The sequence below is a fragment of the Cupriavidus taiwanensis genome (genome assembly GCF_900250075.1).
Classification (GTDB): domain Bacteria; phylum Pseudomonadota; class Gammaproteobacteria; order Burkholderiales; family Burkholderiaceae; genus Cupriavidus; species Cupriavidus taiwanensis_C.
On the sequence record NZ_LT977070.1, the window covers coordinates 3,162,251 to 3,181,602 of the forward strand.

Annotated in this window: 18 protein-coding genes; 8 read left to right on the top strand and 10 right to left on the bottom strand. The window is 67.9% G+C overall.

Annotated elements, in window-relative coordinates; translation table 11 throughout:
- Positions 1-156: 156 nt before the first annotated feature.
- Entirely contained in the window at positions 157-2,478 is a 2,322-nt protein-coding gene (locus tag CBM2588_RS14760) for an NADP-dependent malic enzyme (RefSeq protein WP_018006329.1), read from the bottom strand.
- A gap of 287 nt (positions 2,479-2,765) precedes the next feature.
- Here CBM2588_RS14760 and thiL point away from each other — a divergent pair, with 287 nt between their 5' ends.
- The 3 genes from thiL to CBM2588_RS14775 all read left to right on the top strand — a co-directional run bounded on the left by thiL (position 2,766) and on the right by CBM2588_RS14775 (position 5,084).
- Complete coding sequence (gene thiL / locus CBM2588_RS14765) at positions 2,766-3,848, top strand: thiamine-phosphate kinase (protein WP_439897446.1); 1,083 nt, start codon at positions 2,766-2,768, stop codon at positions 3,846-3,848.
- A gap of 124 nt (positions 3,849-3,972) precedes the next feature.
- Positions 3,973-4,539, top strand: a complete 567-nt coding sequence (locus tag CBM2588_RS14770; RefSeq protein WP_115681117.1) for a phosphatidylglycerophosphatase A family protein — start codon at positions 3,973-3,975, stop codon at positions 4,537-4,539.
- Positions 4,540-4,586: 47 nt separating this feature from the next.
- Entirely contained in the window at positions 4,587-5,084 is a 498-nt protein-coding gene (locus tag CBM2588_RS14775) for a CinA family protein (protein WP_012353857.1), read from the top strand.
- Between the two features lie 75 nt (positions 5,085-5,159).
- Here the strand turns inward: CBM2588_RS14775 and pyrF are convergent, their stop codons facing one another.
- Complete coding sequence (pyrF, locus tag CBM2588_RS14780; protein ID WP_018006326.1) at positions 5,160-5,978, bottom strand: orotidine-5'-phosphate decarboxylase; 819 nt, start codon at positions 5,976-5,978, stop codon at positions 5,160-5,162.
- Between the two features lie 226 nt (positions 5,979-6,204).
- Here pyrF and CBM2588_RS14785 point away from each other — a divergent pair, with 226 nt between their 5' ends.
- Positions 6,205-7,104 carry a DMT family transporter gene (locus CBM2588_RS14785; RefSeq protein ID WP_115681118.1) on the top strand — a complete coding sequence of 300 codons (900 nt, stop codon included), beginning with the start codon at positions 6,205-6,207 and terminating at the stop codon, positions 7,102-7,104.
- A gap of 568 nt (positions 7,105-7,672) precedes the next feature.
- Positions 7,673-8,635 (top strand): magnesium/cobalt transporter CorA, encoded by a 963-nt coding sequence (gene corA, locus CBM2588_RS14790; protein ID WP_018006324.1) that lies wholly within the window; start codon positions 7,673-7,675, stop codon positions 8,633-8,635.
- 11 nt (positions 8,636-8,646) lie between these two features.
- On the opposite strand, the gene mtgA is transcribed toward corA, so the two are convergent.
- From mtgA to mpl, 8 genes are all read right to left on the bottom strand, one after another.
- Positions 8,647-9,348: a monofunctional biosynthetic peptidoglycan transglycosylase gene (gene mtgA, locus CBM2588_RS14795; protein ID WP_115681498.1), complete on the bottom strand. Its 702-nt coding sequence runs from the start codon at positions 9,346-9,348 to the stop codon at positions 8,647-8,649.
- An 89-nt stretch (positions 9,349-9,437) separates the two neighbouring features.
- The gene (aroE, locus tag CBM2588_RS14800) at positions 9,438-10,325 is read right to left on the bottom strand and encodes a shikimate dehydrogenase (protein ID WP_115681119.1); all 888 of its coding nucleotides are present in this window, start codon (positions 10,323-10,325) and stop codon (positions 9,438-9,440) included.
- A complete protein-coding gene (locus CBM2588_RS14805; protein ID WP_115681120.1) occupies positions 10,325-11,257 on the bottom strand; it encodes an energy transducer TonB in 933 nt (310 codons plus the stop codon). Before CBM2588_RS14805 ends, aroE begins: the two co-directional genes overlap by 1 nt.
- 123 nt (positions 11,258-11,380) lie before the next feature.
- Positions 11,381-13,483, bottom strand: a complete 2,103-nt coding sequence (locus tag CBM2588_RS14810; protein WP_115681121.1) for a ribonuclease catalytic domain-containing protein — start codon at positions 13,481-13,483, stop codon at positions 11,381-11,383.
- A 251-nt stretch (positions 13,484-13,734) separates the two neighbouring features.
- Positions 13,735-14,475 (bottom strand): 3-oxoacyl-ACP reductase FabG, encoded by a 741-nt coding sequence (fabG, locus tag CBM2588_RS14815; RefSeq protein WP_115681122.1) that lies wholly within the window; start codon positions 14,473-14,475, stop codon positions 13,735-13,737.
- Positions 14,472-15,137 carry a chorismate--pyruvate lyase family protein gene (locus CBM2588_RS14820; protein ID WP_115681123.1) on the bottom strand — a complete coding sequence of 222 codons (666 nt, stop codon included), beginning with the start codon at positions 15,135-15,137 and terminating at the stop codon, positions 14,472-14,474. The genes fabG and CBM2588_RS14820 overlap by 4 nt, the downstream gene beginning before the upstream one ends.
- Complete coding sequence (locus CBM2588_RS14825) at positions 15,134-15,748, bottom strand: YqiA/YcfP family alpha/beta fold hydrolase (RefSeq protein WP_115681124.1); 615 nt, start codon at positions 15,746-15,748, stop codon at positions 15,134-15,136. The genes CBM2588_RS14820 and CBM2588_RS14825 overlap by 4 nt, the downstream gene beginning before the upstream one ends.
- A gap of 11 nt (positions 15,749-15,759) precedes the next feature.
- The gene (mpl, locus tag CBM2588_RS14830) at positions 15,760-17,148 is read right to left on the bottom strand and encodes a UDP-N-acetylmuramate:L-alanyl-gamma-D-glutamyl-meso-diaminopimelate ligase (protein WP_115681125.1); all 1,389 of its coding nucleotides are present in this window, start codon (positions 17,146-17,148) and stop codon (positions 15,760-15,762) included.
- Positions 17,149-17,333: 185 nt separating this feature from the next.
- Here mpl and CBM2588_RS14835 point away from each other — a divergent pair, with 185 nt between their 5' ends.
- The 3 genes from CBM2588_RS14835 (at position 17,334) to aroQ (ending at position 19,296) form a co-directional block, all read left to right on the top strand.
- Positions 17,334-18,023, top strand: a complete 690-nt coding sequence (locus tag CBM2588_RS14835) for a UDP-N-acetylmuramate--alanine ligase (protein ID WP_115681126.1) — start codon at positions 17,334-17,336, stop codon at positions 18,021-18,023.
- A 29-nt stretch (positions 18,024-18,052) separates the two neighbouring features.
- Positions 18,053-18,601, top strand: a complete 549-nt coding sequence (locus CBM2588_RS14840; RefSeq protein ID WP_115681127.1) for a TlpA family protein disulfide reductase — start codon at positions 18,053-18,055, stop codon at positions 18,599-18,601.
- 197 nt (positions 18,602-18,798) lie between these two features.
- The gene (aroQ, locus tag CBM2588_RS14845) at positions 18,799-19,296 is read left to right on the top strand and encodes a type II 3-dehydroquinate dehydratase (protein ID WP_115681128.1); all 498 of its coding nucleotides are present in this window, start codon (positions 18,799-18,801) and stop codon (positions 19,294-19,296) included.
- Positions 19,297-19,352 lie beyond the last annotated feature (56 nt).

Sequence of the window (19,352 nt, forward strand, 5' to 3'; positions counted from 1 at the left end):
AATCAATCCCGCCCCTGTTGCAGCGCAATTTCTTCAATTGTTTCAATATGTTAAGCGTATGTGTGCGCATACTAACCACAAGCACGAGGCGATAAAAAAAGCCGGGCGAACCCGGCTTTTCGTCACCTTGGCCCGCTCCGGGCCAGGGCAATCGGCTTAGCGCTTGGCGGCGGCGTCGACCACCACCAGCGACGTCATGTTGACGATGCGGCGCACCGTCGCCGACGGGGTCAGGATGTGCACCGGCGCCTTCACGCCCAGCAGGATCGGCCCGATCGCGACGTTGTTGCCCGCGGCAACCTTGAGCAGGTTGTACGAGATGTTGGCGGCGTCGATGTTCGGGCACACCAGCAGGTTGGCCTCGCCCTTGAGCGTGCCGTCCGGCACCAGCTGGTCGCGCAGCTTCTGGTCGAGCGCGCAATCGCCGTGCATCTCGCCGTCGATCTCCAGTTCGGGGGCCTGTTCACGCAGGATGGCGAGGGTTTCGCGCATCTTGCGCGCCGACGGCGCCTCGGACGAGCCGAAGTTCGAATGCGACAGCAGGCCGACCTTGGGTTCGATGCCGAAGCGCTTCAGCTCTTCGGCAGCCATCAGCGTGATCGCGGCCAGTTCCTCGGCGCTCGGGTCGACGTTGACGTGGGTGTCCACCAGGAAGATCTGACGGCCCGGCAGCACCAGCCCGTTCATGGCCGCATAGACCTTGTTGGTGCCGCCCAGCACCTGGTCGATATAGCGCAGGTGCGCCGCGGTATTGCTGACGGTGCCGCAGATCATGCCGTCGGCCTCGCCCTTGTGCACCAGCATCGCGCCGATCAGCGTGGTGCGGCGGCGCATTTCCAGCTTGGCGTACTGCGGCGTGATGCCCTGGCGAGCCATCATGCGGTAGTAGGCGTCGGAATAATCGCGGAAGCGCTCATCGTGTTCCGGGTTGACCACGGTGAAGTCCACGCCGGCGCGCAGGCGCAGGCCGAAGCGCTCGATGCGGTGCTGCAGCACGGCGGGGCGGCCGATCAGGATCGGGTTGGCCAGCTTTTCGTCGACGATCACCTGCACGGCGCGCAGCACGCGCTCTTCCTCGCCCTCGGCGAAGACGATGCGCTTCTTGTCCATCTCGACCTTGCGCGCGGCGGCGTAGATCGGCTTCATCACCGTACCGGAGTGGTACACGAACTGCTGCAGCTGCAGGCGGTACGCGTCCATGTCCTCGATCGGGCGCGCGGCCACGCCCGACTTCATCGCGGCTTCGGCCACGGCCGGCGCCACCTTGACGATCAGGCGCGGGTCGAACGGCTTGGGGATCAGGTATTCGGGGCCGAACGAGAGATCCTGGATGCCGTAGGCGGTGGCGACGATGTCGCTCTGCTCCTGGCGCGCCAGTTCGGCCAGCGCATTGGCCGCGGCGATCTCCATCTCGCGCGTGATGGTGGTGGCGCCGCAATCCAGCGCCCCGCGGAAGATGAACGGGAAGCACAGGACGTTGTTGACCTGGTTCGGGTAGTCGGTACGACCCGTGGCCATCACCGCGTCCGGGCGCACTTCCTTGACCAGCTCGGGTGCGATTTCCGGATTCGGGTTGGCCAGCGCCAGCACCAGCGGCTTGTCGGCCATGCGCTGGACCATGTCCTGCTTGAGCACGCCCGCTGCCGACAGGCCCAGGAAGATGTCGGCGCCGTCGATCACTTCGCCCAGCTTGCGCTTGTCGGTTTTTTGCGAGAAGCGCGCCTTTTCGGGGTCCATCAGTTCGGTACGGCCCTCGTAGACCACGCCGGCCAGGTCGGTCACCCAGATGTTCTCGATCGGCAGGCCGATGTCGACCAGCAGGTCCAGGCAGGCCAGCGCCGCAGCGCCGGCGCCCGAGGCCACCAGCTTGACCTTGGCGATATCCTTGCCGACCACCTTCAGGCCGTTGATGATGGCCGCGGCCACCACGATGGCGGTGCCGTGCTGGTCGTCGTGGAAGACGGGAATCTTCATCTTCTCGCGCAGCTTGCGCTCGACGTAGAAGCACTCCGGTGCCTTGATGTCTTCCAGGTTGATGCCGCCGAAGGTGGGCTCGAGCGCGGCGATGATCTGGACCAGCTTTTCCGGGTCCTTCTCGTCGATTTCGATATCGAACACGTCGATACCGGCAAACTTCTTGAACAGCCCGCCCTTGCCTTCCATCACCGGCTTGGACGCCGCGGCGCCAATGTCGCCAAGGCCCAGCACGGCGGTGCCGTTGGTGATCACCGCGACCAGGTTGCCGCGCGCGGTGTAACGGAACGAATTGGCGGGATCGGAAACGATTTCTTCACAGGCTGCGGCCACGCCGGGCGAATACGCCAGAGCCAGGTCGCGCTGGTTCGACAGCGGCTTGGTCGGCGTGACCGAGATCTTGCCGGGCGTGGGAAACTCGTGATACTCGAGCGCCGCTTTGCGCAGCGCCTCGCGCTGCTGCTGTTTCAGATCGTCTTGGGACGGGGACTGTGGGCTGGTCATCGGCGCATCTTCCAATCGGTGGAGCCGTCATTGACAAGGCGGGGACGATCGGCGGACCGGCTCCACGCGTCCGCCCTTCTCTTCCTTTGGAACCCAGCATTTTATATAGTGAAAAACTATTTCACAATAAGCGTTTTGCTTGGGGCACCTTTGCGATTCGGTACAATATGCCCCATCCTCCCGGGCAACACCAGCAAGCGTAGCGCCCAGCCGGCAAGGTGGCGCAGCGCATGGCGGTCATGGCTGTGATGCGCGGCAGTATCTTGCTGAAACGCGCGACGCGCCCCATGCTGCTGCCGCGCGCCGCTGCGGGATTGCCGGCAAACCCCGCTGATCTCCTGCCAAGCCGCGCCGTCACTCCACCGCCCATCCCGGCACGCCGTCGATCCATGTCCAACGCCCAGCCCGCCCAGCTTTCCGAATTTGACCTGATCCGCCGCTATTTCACGCGGCCGGTGCGCAAGGCTGCGCTCGGCGTGGGCGATGACTGCGCGCTGGTCGAGGGCCGTCCCGGCCACCATCTCGCCATCAGCACCGACATGCTGGTCAGCGGCCGCCATTTCTTCCCCGACGTGGCGCCGCGCGCGCTGGGCCACAAGGCGCTGGCGGTGAACCTGTCGGACCTCGCCGCCATGGGCGCCGAACCCCGCGCTTTCACGCTGGCGCTGGCCTTGCCGGAGGCCGAGCCGGAGTGGCTCGCCGAACTGGCCAGCGGCATGCTGGCGCTGGCCGACGAACACGGCTGCGAACTGGTGGGCGGCGACACCACGCGCGGCCCGCTGACGCTGTCGCTGACGGTATTCGGCGACGTGCCGCTGCGCGCGGCGCTGCGGCGTGACGCCGCGCGCCCCGGCGACGATATCTGGATCTCGGGCACCCTTGGCGATGCGCGGCTGGCGCTGGGCGATTGCCGCGGCGAATGGCTGCTGCCCGAACCCGAATTCAGCCAGGTGCGGCCGCGCATGGACGCGCCCACGCCGCGGGTGGCACTGGGCATGGCCTTGCGCGGCGTGGCGCATGCTGCACTGGACATCTCCGACGGCCTGGTCGGCGACCTCGGCCATATCCTGGCGCGTTCCCAGGTTGGGGCGCTGGTCGATGTCGACGCCCTGCCCCGCTCGGCAGTGCTGGCCGGCCAGCCCGACGCCATCCAGCGCGAATGCGTGCTGGCCGGCGGCGACGACTATGAGCTGTGCTTCACCGCGCCGGCCGGCCACCGCGACGCCATTGCGGCCATCAGCGAGCGGCTGGCGCTGCCGCTGACGCGCGTCGGCGCGATCACGCCCGAGCCGGGCCTGCGGCTGGTCGACCGCGCCGGCAACCCGACCCGCTACGAGGGCGCCAGCTTCGACCATTTCGCTGCCCCCTGACACCGGGTCACAGGCATGTCATGATGCCGGCATCGGCGCCTGCGCGGGCATGGGAGTCCCGCACGCATCGCAGCGCAAACCGGCCATAACCATAAGCAGTATCCGCATCACACGAGCCAATTTGATGTCCACCTTCCCTCCCGGGGCCGCGCCGCGCGACCCCGCCCTGACCCTGGAAGCCGGCCAGACCGTCAAGGTCACGCGCCCGAGCGCGCGCTTCATGCTGGCGCATCCGGCGCACCTGATCGCCTTCGGCTTCGGCTCGGGCCTGTCGCCGGTCGGCCCCGGCACCGTCGGCACGCTCTACGCCTGGCTTTCGTTCGTGGTGATTTCGCTGTGGATCGAGCCCGCCACCTGGCTGTGGATCATCAGCGGCGGCTTCCTCGTGGGCCTGTGGGCGTGCGCCCGCACCGCGCGCGACATGGGCGTGCACGACCACGGCAGCATGGTCTGGGATGAGATCGTGGCGTTCTGGCTGGTGCTGGCCTTTGTCATGCCGACCGGTTTCTGGGGCCAGTTCGCCGCGTTCCTTTGGTTCCGGCTGTTCGATATCGCCAAGCCGGCGCCGATCGGCCACTATGACCGCAGCTTGAAGGGCCCCGGCCTGCGCGGCGGCTTCGGCGTGATGTTCGACGATATCTTCGCGGCGTTCTACACGCTGCTGGTGTTTGCCCTGTGGCGCTCGTTCTGAGCGGCTAACGCCAAACTGATTCCCCCAAAACAACCCCTGCACCCATCATGTCCGTCAGCCGCCTGCTCGACCAGCTCGCCATCCAGGCCGGCGTCGCCCTAGCCGACAAATCCCTGATGCTGGCCACCGCCGAATCATGCACCGGCGGCCTGGTCGCCGCCGCCATTACCGACGTGTCGGGCTCGTCGGGCTGGTTCGAGCGGGGCTTCGTCACGTATTCCAACGAGGCCAAGTCGACCATGCTGGGGGTGCCGGCCAAGCTGATCCGCGATCACGGCGCCGTCAGCGAAGAGGTCGCACGCGCGATGGCGGAAGGGGCGCTGCTGAACAGCCGCGCGCAAGTGTCACTGTCGATCACCGGCGTCGCCGGCCCCAACGGCGGCACCCCGGAAAAGCCCGTGGGCATGGTGTGCTTTGGCTGGAGCAACCGCATCACCACCATCGTCGAAACCCAGCGCTTTCCCGGCGACCGCGCGCAGATCCGGCGCCAGGCGGCCGAGCACGCGATGCGGGGCCTGGTGGAGTTGCTGCGCAATGAGGCCTGAAGCCCCTGCCGCCGCAAGCCGCTCAAACGAAAAACCGCGCCAGCAGGCGCGGTTTTTTTCATGCCGCGTACGCGGTCAGCCGTGGCGGTAGCGGTTGATGGTCTCGCGCGTCTGCAGCGCGACGTTGCGCGCCGCTGCCGCGAAGTCCTTCTCGCGGCTGGCGTACAGGATGGCGCGCGACGAATTGATCATCATGCCGGTGCCGTCGGCGGTGCGGCCGGCCTTCACCGTGGCCTCGATGTCGCCACCCTGGGCGCCGATGCCGGGAATCAGCAGCGGCATGTCTCCGACGATCTGGCGCACGCGCGCGATCTCGTTGGGGAAGGTCGCGCCGACCACCAGGCCCATCTGGCCGGTGGTGTTCCAGCGCTCGCGCGCGGCCTCGGCCACCAGCTGGTATAGCGGCTTGCCGTCGACCTGCAGGAACTGCACGTCGGAACCTCCCGGGTTGGAGGTGCGGCACAGCACGATCACGCCGCGGCCCGGGTAGGCGAGATAGGGCTGCATCGAGTCAAAGCCCATGTACGGGCTGACCGTGACCGCATCGGCCTTGTAGCGCTCGAAGGCTTCCAGCGCATAGTGCTCGGCGGTCGAGCCGATGTCGCCGCGCTTGGCGTCGAGGATCACCGGGATGCCAGGGTGCGCATCGTGGATATAGTGGATCAGTTGCTCGAGCTGGTCTTCGGCGCGCTGCGAATGGAAGTACGCGATCTGCGGCTTGAAGGCGCAGACCAGGTCGGCGGTGGCGTCGACGATCTCGCGGCAGAACGAGAAGATGGCGCCGCCGGCTCCGGTCAGGGACAGCGGAAGCTTGTGCGGATCAGGATCGAGCCCGACGCACAGGAGGGAATCGTTGCGCTGCCAGGCGGCAGCAAGCTGCTCGGTGAAAGTCATGGGTACTCGGAATGTCCTGGTGGCGCCGGCGTCTCATCGTGAGGCCGATCCTGGCCCATCTGGCCGATCAGGCCGATGGACTCGGCCGGCGCGGTTGGCCGCAGCGGCGTGAAAACCTTTCATCCCTGCAGCATATGTCGCTTTCGGCAATTTTACCCGCTGCGTGCTATCGTTTTGCGCTTCGTCTCAAAACAATGCGCGGCATCCCGCACAGCCGCGTCCCGTCATGTCTCTCGATCGCCGTGGTCTCTTCCTGCTTGTGGTGCTGACGCTCGCCTGGGGCATCAACTGGCCCATCATGAAGGTGGGCGTGGCGCATTTCCCGGCGATGGGCTTTCGCCTGCTGTGCATGGCCGGCGGGCTGGGGGCGCTGGGGGTGGCGCTGCGGCTGCGCGGCGATTCGCTGGCCGTGCCGCGGCGCGAATGGGGCACGGTATTGCGGCTGGCGCTGCCCAACATGGTGATCTGGCACCTGTTCGCAATCTGCGCGGTCAAGCTGCTGTCGTCGGGCCGCGCCGCCATCCTGGGCTACACCATGCCGATCTGGGCGGTGGTCTGGGGCCTGGTGTTCTTCCGCGAGCGCATCGGCGCATGGGCCTGGCTGGGCATCGGCTGCGCGCTGGCGGGCACGGTGCTGCTGCTGTCGGGCGAGCTCGCCGCGCTGACCGGCAGCCCGGCCGGCACGCTGCTGATGCTGCTGGCCGCGGCCGGCTGGGGCTTCGGCACCCAGCTGATGAAGCGCACCCCGACCGACGTGCCGATCGGCGCCATGACCTTCTGGATGCTGGCCGTGACGTTGCCCTTCCTGGCGCTGGGCACGCTGCTGCTGGAAGACGGCTGGCGCATGCCCACCGCCATCGAATGGGCCGCGATCGCCTATAACGCGGTAGTGGTCTTCGCCTTCTGCCACCTGGTCTGGTTCGGGCTGGCGCGCAGCCTGCCGCCGGTGGTGTCGAGCCTGTCGATCATGTTTATCCCGGTGGTCGGCGTGTTCTCCGGAATGTGGCTGCTGGGCGAGCAGCCGCACTGGCAGGACTACGCCGCGATCGTGCTGATGTTCCTGGCGCTGTCCTCGGTGATGCTGGCGCCGCTGCTGTGGCGGCGGCTCCGTGGCGCTTTCGGCTGACACCCCGGGGCACGTCCCCGGGGCGCGCCACGGGTCGCGGAGCGGCAACGGCGCGCGCCCGTCGCGGAGATTTCACTTAACAAGCCACCCTCCGTTGGGCTACACTCGCGGCCATCACAATCCCGGAGAAATTACGTGGGCAGTAGCATCGGGTGTTCGAGTTGGCGCGGCAACGCTGCGACCTCTGCGAATGCCATGTCACTGCGGGCTGCGTAACGACGACCCGCCCGGAGCACCCGGCTCCGCGCTTCGTCGGCCTTGCCCGCAGTCAGAACTGCGGGCGAGTGTCTTTCCGTGCCACCGGCGGCGCCTCCATGCGCGCCCACCGGGGCGGATCTTCCCTCTCCCGGCTAGCCAGCCAACCCAGGCAAACGCCATCGCCTTGTCCGCCTGCCCCGCGCAGCCGCGGCACAGCGCGATCACGCTTGCCCGTGGCCCGGCCTTGCGCGGCATGCCGCGCGGCCATGACGGGGCATGACGCAATACCTGGGAATGCGGCGAGCCGCCTGCGCTTGTCTTCGCGCTTGTCTTTGTTTTTCGTCGCAATCAGCAATAAGGAATCCCGGGGATGATCAACCTGTTCGTCCTGCAAAAAGGCCGGCTTGCCCAGGAGCAGGTCGACGAGCGCAATGAGCTGCTGCAGCACAAGCCGATCTGGATCGATGTCGTCAATCCCGACGACGAGGAACTGAACTGGATCAAGGAAGCCTATGGCGTCGCCCTTCCTGAACTGGAAGACCTGGGCGACCTGGAAGCGTCCGCGCGCTATTTCGAGGGCGAGGACGAGAACATCCATATCCGCACCGACTTCCTGCTCGACGAGGAAGAGGTGTCGCGCAACGTGCGCGTCGCCTTCGTGCTGACCAAGGACGTGCTGTTCTCCATCCACGACGAAGACCTGCCGGTGTTCCGCCTGGTGCGGCTGCGCGCGCGCATGCGCCCAGGCTCGGTGCGCAATGCCAAGGACGTGCTGATGGACCTGTACGCGACCGACGCCGAATACTCGGCCGACTCGATCGAGGAAATCTACGAACGCCTGGAAGAAGCCAGCCGCCGCGTGTTGGCCGAGAACGTGACCGATGCCGCCGCGGCCGACGTGCTGGAAACCATCGCGCGCGAGGAAGACCTGAACGGACGCATCCGCCGCAACGTGATGGACACGCGTCGCGCGGTGTCCTTCCTGATGCGCAGCCAGCTGTTGTCGGCCGAGCAGCAGGACGAGGCGCGCCAGATCCTGCGCGACATCGACTCGATCGAGAACCACACCGCGTTCCTGTTCGACAAGATCAACTTCCTGATGGACGCCACCGTCGGTTTCATCAACATCAACCAGAACAAGATCATCAAGCTGTTCTCGGTGGTGTCGGTGGCGCTGATGCCGCCCACGCTGATCGCCAGCATCTACGGCATGAACTTCAAGTTCATGCCGGAACTGGACTGGGGTGCCGGCTATCCGTGGGCGATTGCGCTGATGGCGGTGTCGGCGGCAATCCCGCTGGTGTATTTCCGCAGGAAGGGGTGGCTGAGCTGAGGGCGGCGGCCTCAGTCGGGCAACGTCGCTGCCCCCATCCGCCGCGCGATGATGCCCGCCTTGGCGCGGAAGTTCACGCGCACGTTGGCGCAGTACTCCTTCTTGTCGAAGCACTTGGGCGCCGGCAGCGCCGCCGCCAGGCGCGCTGACTGGCCCACGCTGAGCTTGTCGGCGCTGGTGCGGAAGTAGTGCTGCGCCGCGGCCTGCGCGCCGAACACGCCCTCGCCCCACTCCACCGAATTCAGATAGATCTCGTAGATGCGCTGCTTGTCGAGCCAGAACTCGAGCATCCACGTGATGGCGAGCTCCTGGCCCTTGCGCAGGTAATGCTGCTCGGACGACAGGAACAGGTTCTTGGCCAGTTGCTGCGTGATGGTGGAGCCGCCGCGCACGATGCGCCCGCGCTTCTTGTTGCGCTCCCAGGCATCGAGCATGGCATCGAGCTCATAGCCGGGATGGTTGACGAAGTCGGCGTCCTCGCTGGCGATCACCGCGCGCTTGAGGTTGCGCGAGATGCGGTCGTATGGCACCCATTGCCGGTCGAGGCCGCAGCTCCACACATTGATGCCGCACAGGCGCCAGCGCTCGGCGCGCATGAAGGTGGTGGTGGCGGGATTGAGGTACTGCCAGCTGGCGATCTGCACGAAGAAGTACAGCTGCATCGCCACCACCCCGGCGACCACGCAGCCCAGCAGGTAGCCGAGCCAGCGCACCGGATTGAAGACGGCGCGCGCCGGCGCCGCGTGGGTGCGGGCGGCACTGGCCGTGCGGTTGCGGTTGGCCATGGCCGGCGGCGTCCCGGTCAGCCCTTGGGTTCGGCCTGCAGCGCGGCGCGCAGCTCGGCCAGCACGGGCGCGGTGCGGGGCCGCACGCCACGCCAGATATAGAAGGCCTCGGCGGCCTGCTCGACCAGCATGCCCAGGCCGTCGCTCACGCGCGCGCCGCAGCGTGCGGCGAACTGCAGGAACACGGTGGGCTCGGCGCCGTACATCATGTCGTAGGCCAGCACGCCCTCGCCCAGCAGGAACTCGGGCACCGGCGGCACCTCGCCCTGCAGGCTGCTCGACGAGGCATTGATCACCACGTCGACGGCTTCATCCTCGGACAGGCCCTCGAGCGCATCGAGGCCGCCGCCCCACAGCTCGACGCCATACTGGTCGGCCGCCTCGACAAACTCCTCGAGCATGTCGCTGGCGCGCGATGCGGTGCGGTTGGCCACCACGATGCGCGAAGGCCGGCATTCGATCAGCGGCAGCATCGCGCCCATGGCGGCGCCGCCGGCGCCGAGCAGCAGCACCCGCTTGCCTTCGATCAGGGTGTCGAGGTTGTCCTGGATATCGCGCACCAGGCCGATGCCGTCGGTGTTGTCGCCGTGGATCAGGCCTTCTTCGATCCACAGCGTGTTGACCGCGCCGGCGGCCTCGGCGCGCTCGGTCAGGCGGTCGGCCAGATCATAGGCCTCCAGCTTGAACGGCACGGTCACGTTGCAGCCGTAGCCGCCGTCGGCGAAGAACTGGCGCACGATGTCGGCAAACCCGTCCAGCGGCGCCTCCAGGCGGTCATATTGCACGGCCTCGCCGGTCTGGCGCGCGAAGGCGGCGTGGATCGCCGGCGAACGGCTGTGCGCGACCGGGTTGCCGATCACCACATAGCGGTCGGCGCTGGCTTGGGAAGGGTCAGTGGATGTCATCAGCGTGCCTGCAGGCGGGTTTCCAGCCCGCTGCGCGAAAACTTGAAAGTGGATATGACTTCGAGGATGTCCTGGCGCGCCGACATCTCCGCGGTAAAGGCGCCGAACGGCGCGGCCGCGCGCACGATCGCCACCGCCTGGCGGTCCAGCGCGGGATCGCCCGAGCTCTTGACCACGTCGATGGCATCGACGTTGTAGCCATCGCGGTTGTAGCCGAGCTTGCCCTGCCGGTTGACGTTGATCACCAGGATCAGCTGCCCGTAGAGCGGCTTGCCGTTGCGTTGCGGGAAGTCCGTGGTGCCGCGCGCCTCGATCTTGCGGCGCAGCCGGTCGTAGTACTGCGCGTAGTCGACCGCCTGCGCGCTGGTGGCGGTCAGCTGGAAGCGCTTGGGCCGCTTGGCGTAGTGCTCCAGGTTGCGGCCGATCTCGGCTTCCAGCCTGGCCATCTCGTCTGCCGAGGTGCGCTCGTCCTGGCCGCGCTGCGGTGTGTCCTGGCGCTTCTCGCCCGGCTTGAGCGGCTGGTTGCGCACCGCTGGGGCGGCTTCGCGCGACTGGGTCAGCAGGCGCTGCTGCTCCTGTTCCAGCTGCTCGACGCGGCGCTGCACCTGGCGCACCAGGTCGCCCTCCTGCGTCAGGGTCTGCGCCGGCAACGGCGTGGTGGCGCGCTGCAGGTCATGGTCGCCGCCGCCGTCGAGGTTGGCCTGCGCCAGCGCGGTCGGGTTGCGCGGCTTCTGGGCGGACTTGGCATTGACCAGCACCACGTCCAGCGCGGCGTCGCTGCGCTTGATCTCGAACACTTCCGGCGCGGCCACCCGCACCATCAGCAGCAGCGCGTGCACGGCCACGGAAATGGCCAGCGCCCGGGCGAGCATACTGCTGTTGTGCCACCTGGCATGCCACCAGGGGCGGGAAGCGGCAAGAGTGGCGTTCACGATGGATGGATGAGGGCTCGGGAGACCAGCGCGGCGCTATGGCCGGTGCCGGCTGGCAGAGCGGGGCAGCGGGCCCCGGATCAGACCCGCATTGTAAGGGAGCCCCGCGGATTTCCGAAGGCTTCAGCCGGCCGCCGGGGTGTCGGTGTCGCGCTCGCCCGACGCCTCGCCGCCGGCGTCGCCGCCCGCTTCGGCCGGCTGCTGATCCGGCACGCCCGCGGCGTGCTCGGCGGCTTCCTCGGCCGCCGCCTCGGCTGCGGCTTCGGCAGACATTTCAGCGGCTTCCTCGTCGCTTTCCAGCTCTTCCTCAGGGACTTCCCCTTCACCGGCAAAGATCTCCAGCACCCGGCATGAGACCTCCAGCGTGATCTCGTCGGTCTCGCCGATCTCCAGCAGCACCTGGGTGCCGCGCTGCGCCTGCACCAGTTCGGGCACGCGCGTCACCAGCGGGATCTCGGTAAAGCGCACCGCGCCTTCCTTGAGCACCGAGGCCACCATGCGCTCGCGGTTTTCCTGCTTGAGCCAGCGCAGGCACCAGTAGCGCTCCATGGTCGACTGGTGGTCGGCATAGGCGGCGTAGGTGCCTTCGAAGTCGGCCACCGCGGCCAGCAGGTCGGCGTCCTTGGGCTTGAACGGCGCCACCAGCTTGGCGGTCACGCCATGCTGGGCCACCGCCAGGATCTGCCACTGGTTGACCAGGTCGACATAGCGGCGCAGCGGCGAGGTGCTCCACGCGTACTGCGCCACGCCCAGGCCTTCATGCGGCGCCGGGTACGTCTGCATGCGCGTGCGGTGCATGCCCCATGCCTTCTGGGTGCGGTAGATGCCGGGCACGCCATGGTCCGCCAGCAGCTTGCCCCAGGTGCTGTTGGCCAGGATCATCATCTCGGCCACGATCTTGTCCAGCGGCGAGCCGCGCTTGCGCTGCTCGATGCGCACGCGCTGGCTGCCGTCGGCCTGGTCGTCGAGATAGAAGTTGAAGTCGGCGCGGTTGTGGGTCTCGGGACGCAGGCCGCTGGCCAGGCGCGCCTTCTGGCGCTCGTCGTACAGGTAGCCGGCAAAGTGCCACAGCCGGGTCAGCGCCTCGCGGAACGGGTAGTCGCCGGTGCCCTCGGCGAGCGAGGCCTCGGTAATGACATCGTCGAGCAGGTTGTGGCGCAGGTTGGCGGCGATCGGCACCATCTCGGCGCGGGTTTCGCTGCCGGTGATCAGCCACACCGACGGGTCCACCGTCACGTACAGCGACAGCGCCGGACAAACCCGGCCTTCCTGCAGCGTGTAGCGCTCCACCACCGGGTCCGGCAGCATGGTGATCTTGTCGCCCGGGAAGTAGACCGTCGACAGGCGCTGGCGCGCGATCGCGTCGAGCGGCTCGCCGCGGCGGATACCCAGCGCCGGCGCGGCGATATGGATGCCGAAGCGCAGCTTGCCGTCGGGCAGCTGCGTTACCGACAGCGCGTCGTCGATCTCGGTGGTGGTGACATCGTCGATCGAGAACGCCTCGACCTCGGCCAGCGGCAGGTCGGCCGGCGGCTCGGGCACGTCGGTATCGGGAAAGCCGGTGCCCTTGGGGAAGCACTCGGCAAGGAACTTGGCCTCGTGCAGCGCGCGCGCGCTGGCAACGCCGCCGGCGGCCACCATCAGCCGCATCGGCGACATGCCGAGCGCGCTGCAGGCCGCGTCCATGGCCTTGTATTCGAGGCTGTTCTTGTCGGGCTTGAACAGCAACTGCAGCACCTTGTTGCGGAACGATTCCGGCAACGTCAGCGCCTTCAGCTGGTCCTCATACTCGGCCTGCACCAGCGCCTGCTGGCGCTTGCGCTCGAGCGCGGCCAGCGCGGCCTTGAGCTGGTCCTCGGGCGCGCGCTGGTAGCGGCCGCGCCCCTTGCGGCGGAAGTACACCGGGTTGCCGTGCAGCGCCATCGCCAGCGCCGCCTGCTGCACCGCGCCGGGCTCCGCCCCGTAGTAGTCGGCGGCCAATTCGGCGAAGCCGAACTCGGCCTCGGGCGCGCATTCCCACAGGAAGTCCAGGTCGATCTCGGCCACCATGTCGCCGGTCTGGCGTACCAGCTCGGGCGCCGACGGCTGCGCGAACTGCAGCAGCACGTCGCGCGACTTGACCTTGGTGCGCTTGCCGGCCGGCAGCTCCACCTGGTAAGCCTCGCCCTGCTGGTTCAGCACGGTGCCGGCGCGGATCTCGCCGCCTTCTTCGAACAGCAACTGCATCGATCGGTACTTTCAACTATGCGCGGAACCGCGCCGGGCGGCCTTGTGGCCAGCGCTGGAGCGGATCCTGTGGGAGAAATGGTGCCACCGCGCGCACCCGGACATCAACGCGTGCGAACGGGAACGGGTGCGGGGCGCGCGGGCCCTGTCGGCGGCCTGCCGGCAGCCTGTGGCGCACCGGCGGCCGCGCCGCCAAGGACCGGCCTGAGACCTGGCATGATACCGCACCCCGGTCCGGCCGCCCGCCGGGCTCAGAGCGACATGCCGCCGCTGGCCTCGATCGCCACGCCGTTGACGTAGCTCGCATCGTCGCTGGCCAGGAAGGCATAGATGCTGGCGATCTCGGCCGGCTCGGCCAGCCGGCGCAGCCAGCAAGACGACTTCATGCCGTCCAGCACCTTGTCCGGCACGGTCTGCAGGATCTCGGTGTTGACGAAGCCCGGGCACACCGCGTTCACGCGCACGCCCTTGGGGCCCAGCTCGCGCGCCCAGGTCTTGGTGAAGCCGATCACGCCGAACTTGCTGGCGGCGTAGTTGGTCTGGCCGAAATTGCCGTACAGGCCGACCACGCTCGAAGCGTTCAGGATCACGCCCTTGCCCTGCTCGGTCATCAGCCCGGCCACCGCCTGCGCACAGTTGAATACGCCCTTCAGGTTGACGTCGATGACGGCATCGAACTGGGCCTCGGTCATCTTGGCCAGGCGCGCGTCCTTGGTGATACCGGCGTTGTTGACCAGGATATCGACACGCTCGTGGGCGGCCAGTACGGCCGCCACCATGGCGTCGACCTCTTCGCGGCGCGTCACGTCGACGCGGTAGGCCGATACGGTGGCGCCGGTGGCCGCCAGCCTGGCGGCGGCCTCGCGCACGCGCGCTTCCTGTACGTCGCACAGCACGACGATGGCGCCGTCTTCGGCAAAGCGCTGCGCGGTGGCAAAGCCGATGCCGGCGGCGGCACCGGTGATGATGGCAACCCGACCCTGCAGTTTCATCTCGTGGTCTCTTTCTTGGTTTCGGTAGTGTGTGTCGAAACAGGGCTTCGGTCTGTCGTCCGCATATATTTGGGATGCGGAACCGCCTCGGTCCCCGGGGATGGCCGCGACAGCAGGTCCGGCAGGAACACTTCTGTCACGAGCATGACGCCGCCGCCGCGCCGGAACACCGAGCGCCGCGCGGTCAGCATGGGCACTGCCGCCATGGCCGGCAGCACGCGGTGCAGGGCCTGGCGCAGCGGGTGGTGCGGCAGCAGCCGCGCAAACTGGAATGGCTCGCGCCGCACCGCCGGATCGACGAACAGGCGCCCGCCCAGCGGACGCTCGCCCAGCCCGCGCAGGAACGGCCAGTCGCGGCGTGCATGGCGCAGGCGCACCACGGTGTGGGCGAACACGGCGGGAATCTCGTCGCAGATCAGCAGCACCTCGCGCGTCAGCGCGGGGGTGCGGTCCGGCTGGCCCAGCGCCTGCCATTCGTCGGCGAGCGGGCGCTGCGGCGCCTGCAGCAGGCGCGCCACACGGAAGCGCGCGGAGGCAGCCACCAGCCGCGCCGTCAGCGAGCCGTCATCGCCGGTGACCCAGCGCCGCAGGTTGGGCGGGATGGCCGCGTCGAAGGCAAGGTGCGGGCTCCAGCCGCAGCGGCGCACGGACTGCGCGCTCATGCCGCGCCGGTGCCGGCCGGCGTCTTGCCGCCGGGGCCATAGCCGCAGAAGGCGAGGACATCGTCGACGTAGTCGGCAAACTCGCTGATGCCGTGGTCGCTGCCCTCGATCACGCGGATCTTCGCGCCGGGGCAGGCATCGACCATTTCGCGGTAATCCAGCACCTCGTCGCCGGTGGCCGCGATCAGGTAATAGCGCTCGGGCCGGGTGATGATGTCCACGCGCAGGTCCAGCAGTTCCTGCAGGTGGCGGCGTTCGACCGTGACCGAACCGCCGCCGTGCCACAACGGCTGTTCGCCCAGGTAGCTTTCGAGGTCGGTCCAGGGATGGATGGCGGGATTGAGCAATACGGTCTTGCAGCCGTGCCGCTCGCCCAGCCAGCGCGCATAGAAACCGCCCAGCGATGAGCCGACGATGGCGATTTCCTGGTCACCGCCCGCCCGCGCGGCGCGGATCGCCGCCTCGGCCTGGGCCACGGCCAGCGCCGGCGAGACATTGAGCGTGGGACAGGCGTAGTAGCGCCCCACGCCCCACTCGCGCATGCGCGCCTGCACCAGCTGGGCCTTGAACGACTGGGGCGAAGAGCGGAATCCGTGCAGATACAGCAGCATGGCGGGTCCGGTCAGCCGGCCGTGCCCTGGGCCAGCGCGTCCAGCAGCGTCTGGTGCACGCCGCCAAACCCGCCGTTGCTCATCACCAGCACATGGTCGCCCGGCCGCGCCGCGGCGCGCACCGCCTGCACCAGCGCGCCCAGGTCCTGGAACGCGGTGGCCGTGGCGCCCAGCGGCGCCAGTGCTTCAACCAGGTCCCAGCCCAGCGCGTCCTTGCCGGCGGGAGCGCCGTAGCCGAACACCAGGTCGGCCTGCTCCAGGCTGGCCGGCAGCTGCGCCTTCATCACGCCCAGCTTCATGGTGTTGGAACGCGGCTCCAGCACCGCCAGGATGCGGGCATTGCCGACGCGGCGGCGCAGCCCCTCCAGCGTGGTCTGGATCGCGGTGGGATGGTGGGCGAAGTCGTCGTAGACCGTGACGCCGCCGGCCACGCCGCGCACCTCCATGCGGCGCTTGACGTTGGCGAAGCGCGACAGCGATGCGATCGCCTGCGCCGCCGGCACCCCGACATGGCGCGCGGCGGCGATCGCCGCCAGCGCGTTCATGCGGTTGTGGGTGCCCTGCAGGTCCCACACCACCGTGCCCTCGACGGCGTTGCCGAACCACACATCGAATGCGTCCTTGCCCGGCGCCGCCTCGCTGCCGGCAGCGTCGCTCTCGCGCCAGTCGCCCACGCCGAACTGCTCCACTTCGCTCCAGCAGCCGCGCTCGAGCACGCGCGCCAGGCTCCCTTCCACGCCATTGACGACGAGCCGGCCCTGGCCCGGCACGGTGCGCACCAGGTGATGGAACTGGGTCTCGATCGCGGCCAGATCCGGGAAGATGTCGGCGTGATCGTATTCCAGGTTGTTCAGGATGGCGGTGCGCGGGCGGTAATGGACGAACTTGCTGCGCTTGTCGAAAAACGCCGTGTCGTACTCGTCGGCCTCGATCACGAAGAAGTCCGATTCCGTCACGCGCGCCGAGATGCCGAAGTTCTGCGGCACCCCGCCCACCAGGAAGCCGGGGTTGTAACCGGCATCCTCCAGGATCCAGGCCAGCATCGAGGTGGTGGTGGTCTTGCCGTGCGTGCCGGCCACCGCCAGCACCCACTTGCGCGCCAGCACATGCTCGCCCAGCCATTGCGGGCCCGACACATAAGGCAGGTTGCGGTCGAGGATGGCTTCCATCAGCGGATTGCCGCGCGAGACCACGTTGCCGATCACGAACAGGTCCGGCTCCAGCGACAGCTGTGCCGGGTCAAAGCCCTCGATCAGTTCGATGCCCTGGACTTCGAGCTGGGTGCTCATCGGCGGGTAGACGTTGGCATCGCAGCCGGTGACGCGGTGGCCAGCCTGCTTGGCCAGCACCGCCAGGCCGCCCATGAAGGTGCCGCAGATGCCAAGGATATGAATATGCATGGGTTCCCGGAAAGACTTGAAGCCCGCAGGCGTGGGGATTCGGGCCCGGCGGCGCGGCGGCTGGGTTGGAGCCTTGCGGCGCGGCGGCGGCCGGGCAGGAAGCCTCCGATTGTACCCGAGCGCCAGCGCCCTTCGCTGCACTGCGGCAGCGCGCGCGGCGGCATACGCCTCCGGTATCATGGGGCATGAACCGACGTACCGCCCCAGACCCCACCCGCCTGCGCGAGGAAATCGCCCAGGCCGCCGCCCGCATGATTGCCGAGGACGGTGCCGACTACGCCACCGCCAAGCGCAAGGCTGCGCGCCAGGTGCTGGGCGAACAACGCGTGCCGGGCGAATGGCTGCCCGACAACGAGCAGGTCGAAGCCGAGGTGCGCGCCTACCAGGCGCTGTTCCACGCCGACAGCCAGCCGCGCGTGCTGGCGCTGCTGCGCCGGCTGGCGGTGATGGCAATGCAAGACCTGGCGCCGTTCCGGCCTTACCTGGTCGGCGCGGTGCTCAATGGCACCGCCACGGAGCACTCCGACATCTATCTGCAGTGCTTCTGCGACAGCGCCAAGGATGCCGCGCTGCACCTGATCAATGCCGGGGTCGACTTCGAAACCAGCGAAAGCCGCCACTTCGGCGGCCGTGGCGAGGTCGAAACCCTCAGCTTCCTGTGGAAAGGCCAGTGGCCCGACCGCCGCGAGGCGCGTCTGCTGGCCGGCGAGGTCCGCGCGGAACTGGGTGCGCCAGTGGGCATCCATATAGCCCTGTATGATGCGGTCGATGAACGCGGCGCCATGCGGGCAGACGCCTCTGGGCGCGCCGTACGCGCCGATGTGCAGGCCGTGCAAGCCCTGCTCGATGCCGCTGACGCCGCCGGCAACGCCTGAAGCCCTTCTTACCGGTCCCCAGCCATTCCATGACTGAAACCATCGCCCCGCCCGCCCGCCGCTCCCGCCTCTGGTTGTGGATCGCTGTCGCCGTGATTGCCTGTGCCGCCGGCGCGCTGGCCGGGCATTTCGTTTTTTCGCCCAAGCCAGTTAATGACCAGGCCGTCGAAACCTTGTTCCAGTCGCGGCTGCCCGACCCGGCTGGCACGGAACTCGATCTTGGCAAGCTGCGCGGCAAGACCGTGGTAGTCAACTTCTGGGCCCCGTGGTGCGGACCTTGTGTAGAGGAAATGCCGGAACTGACCGCCCTGCATGAGGAGTTCAAACATCGCCAAGTGGAATTTGTCGGCATCGGTATTGATTCGGCAGCCAACATCCAGCAGTTCACGCAGAAGGTACCGGTTGCGTATCCGCTGGCCGTGGCTGGCTTCGCCGGCACCGAGCTGTCGCGGAATTTCGGCAACAGCGCAGGTGGCCTGCCCTATACCGTCGTCATCAATCCGGACGGATCGGTCAAGTATCGAAAGATGGGCCGTGTCACCGCGGACGAACTGCGTGCCGTGCTGCCGCGCACTTGATTCACTTCGTCCGCGAACATCGGGGAATTTCGGCGTTCTTGATGGATTTGTCTCACCTGCGGACTGCTTTGAGGCGAAAGTGCTCAAAGCGCCGCCAACAGCGCGCCAAGGGTCGCCGAGGCCTGTATCCTGTGCTAGACAAATCCCTCTAAGCTACGGTAATCTCCGCGCAATTTCGTTGATCTGGTCGAGCCGCCGTGACTGCATCCCGCTCTATCCGTCGCTCACCCCGCTACCGCAAGGTGCTGGTCCTGCATGGGCCCAACCTTAACCTGCTGGGGACCCGCGAGCCGGAGACCTACGGGCACACCACGCTGGCCGATATCGACGCGGCCCTGGCCGAACGCGCGGCGAAAGCCGGCGCGTCGCTGGAGACGTTCCAGTCCAACCACGAGGGAGCGCTGGTCGACCGCATCCATGCCGCCCGCGCGGAAGGGGTCGAGTTCATCCTCATCAACCCGGCTGCCTATACGCATACCAGCGTGGCGCTGCGCGATGCGCTGGCCGGCGTGGCGATCCCGTTCGTCGAGGTGCACCTGTCGAACGTGCACCGGCGCGAAAGCTTCCGGCACCACTCGTACTTCTCGGACGTGGCGGTCGGGGTGGTCTGCGGGCTTGGCTGGCAGGGTTACCTGCTGGCGCTGGACTATGTACTGGGCCAGGAGCAGCCCCCGCCCGACGGTTCGGGGAGCTGAACCCCCACAAGGATTTTTTCGACAACCTGCGCGCGCCGCCCGGCGGCCTGCGCCCG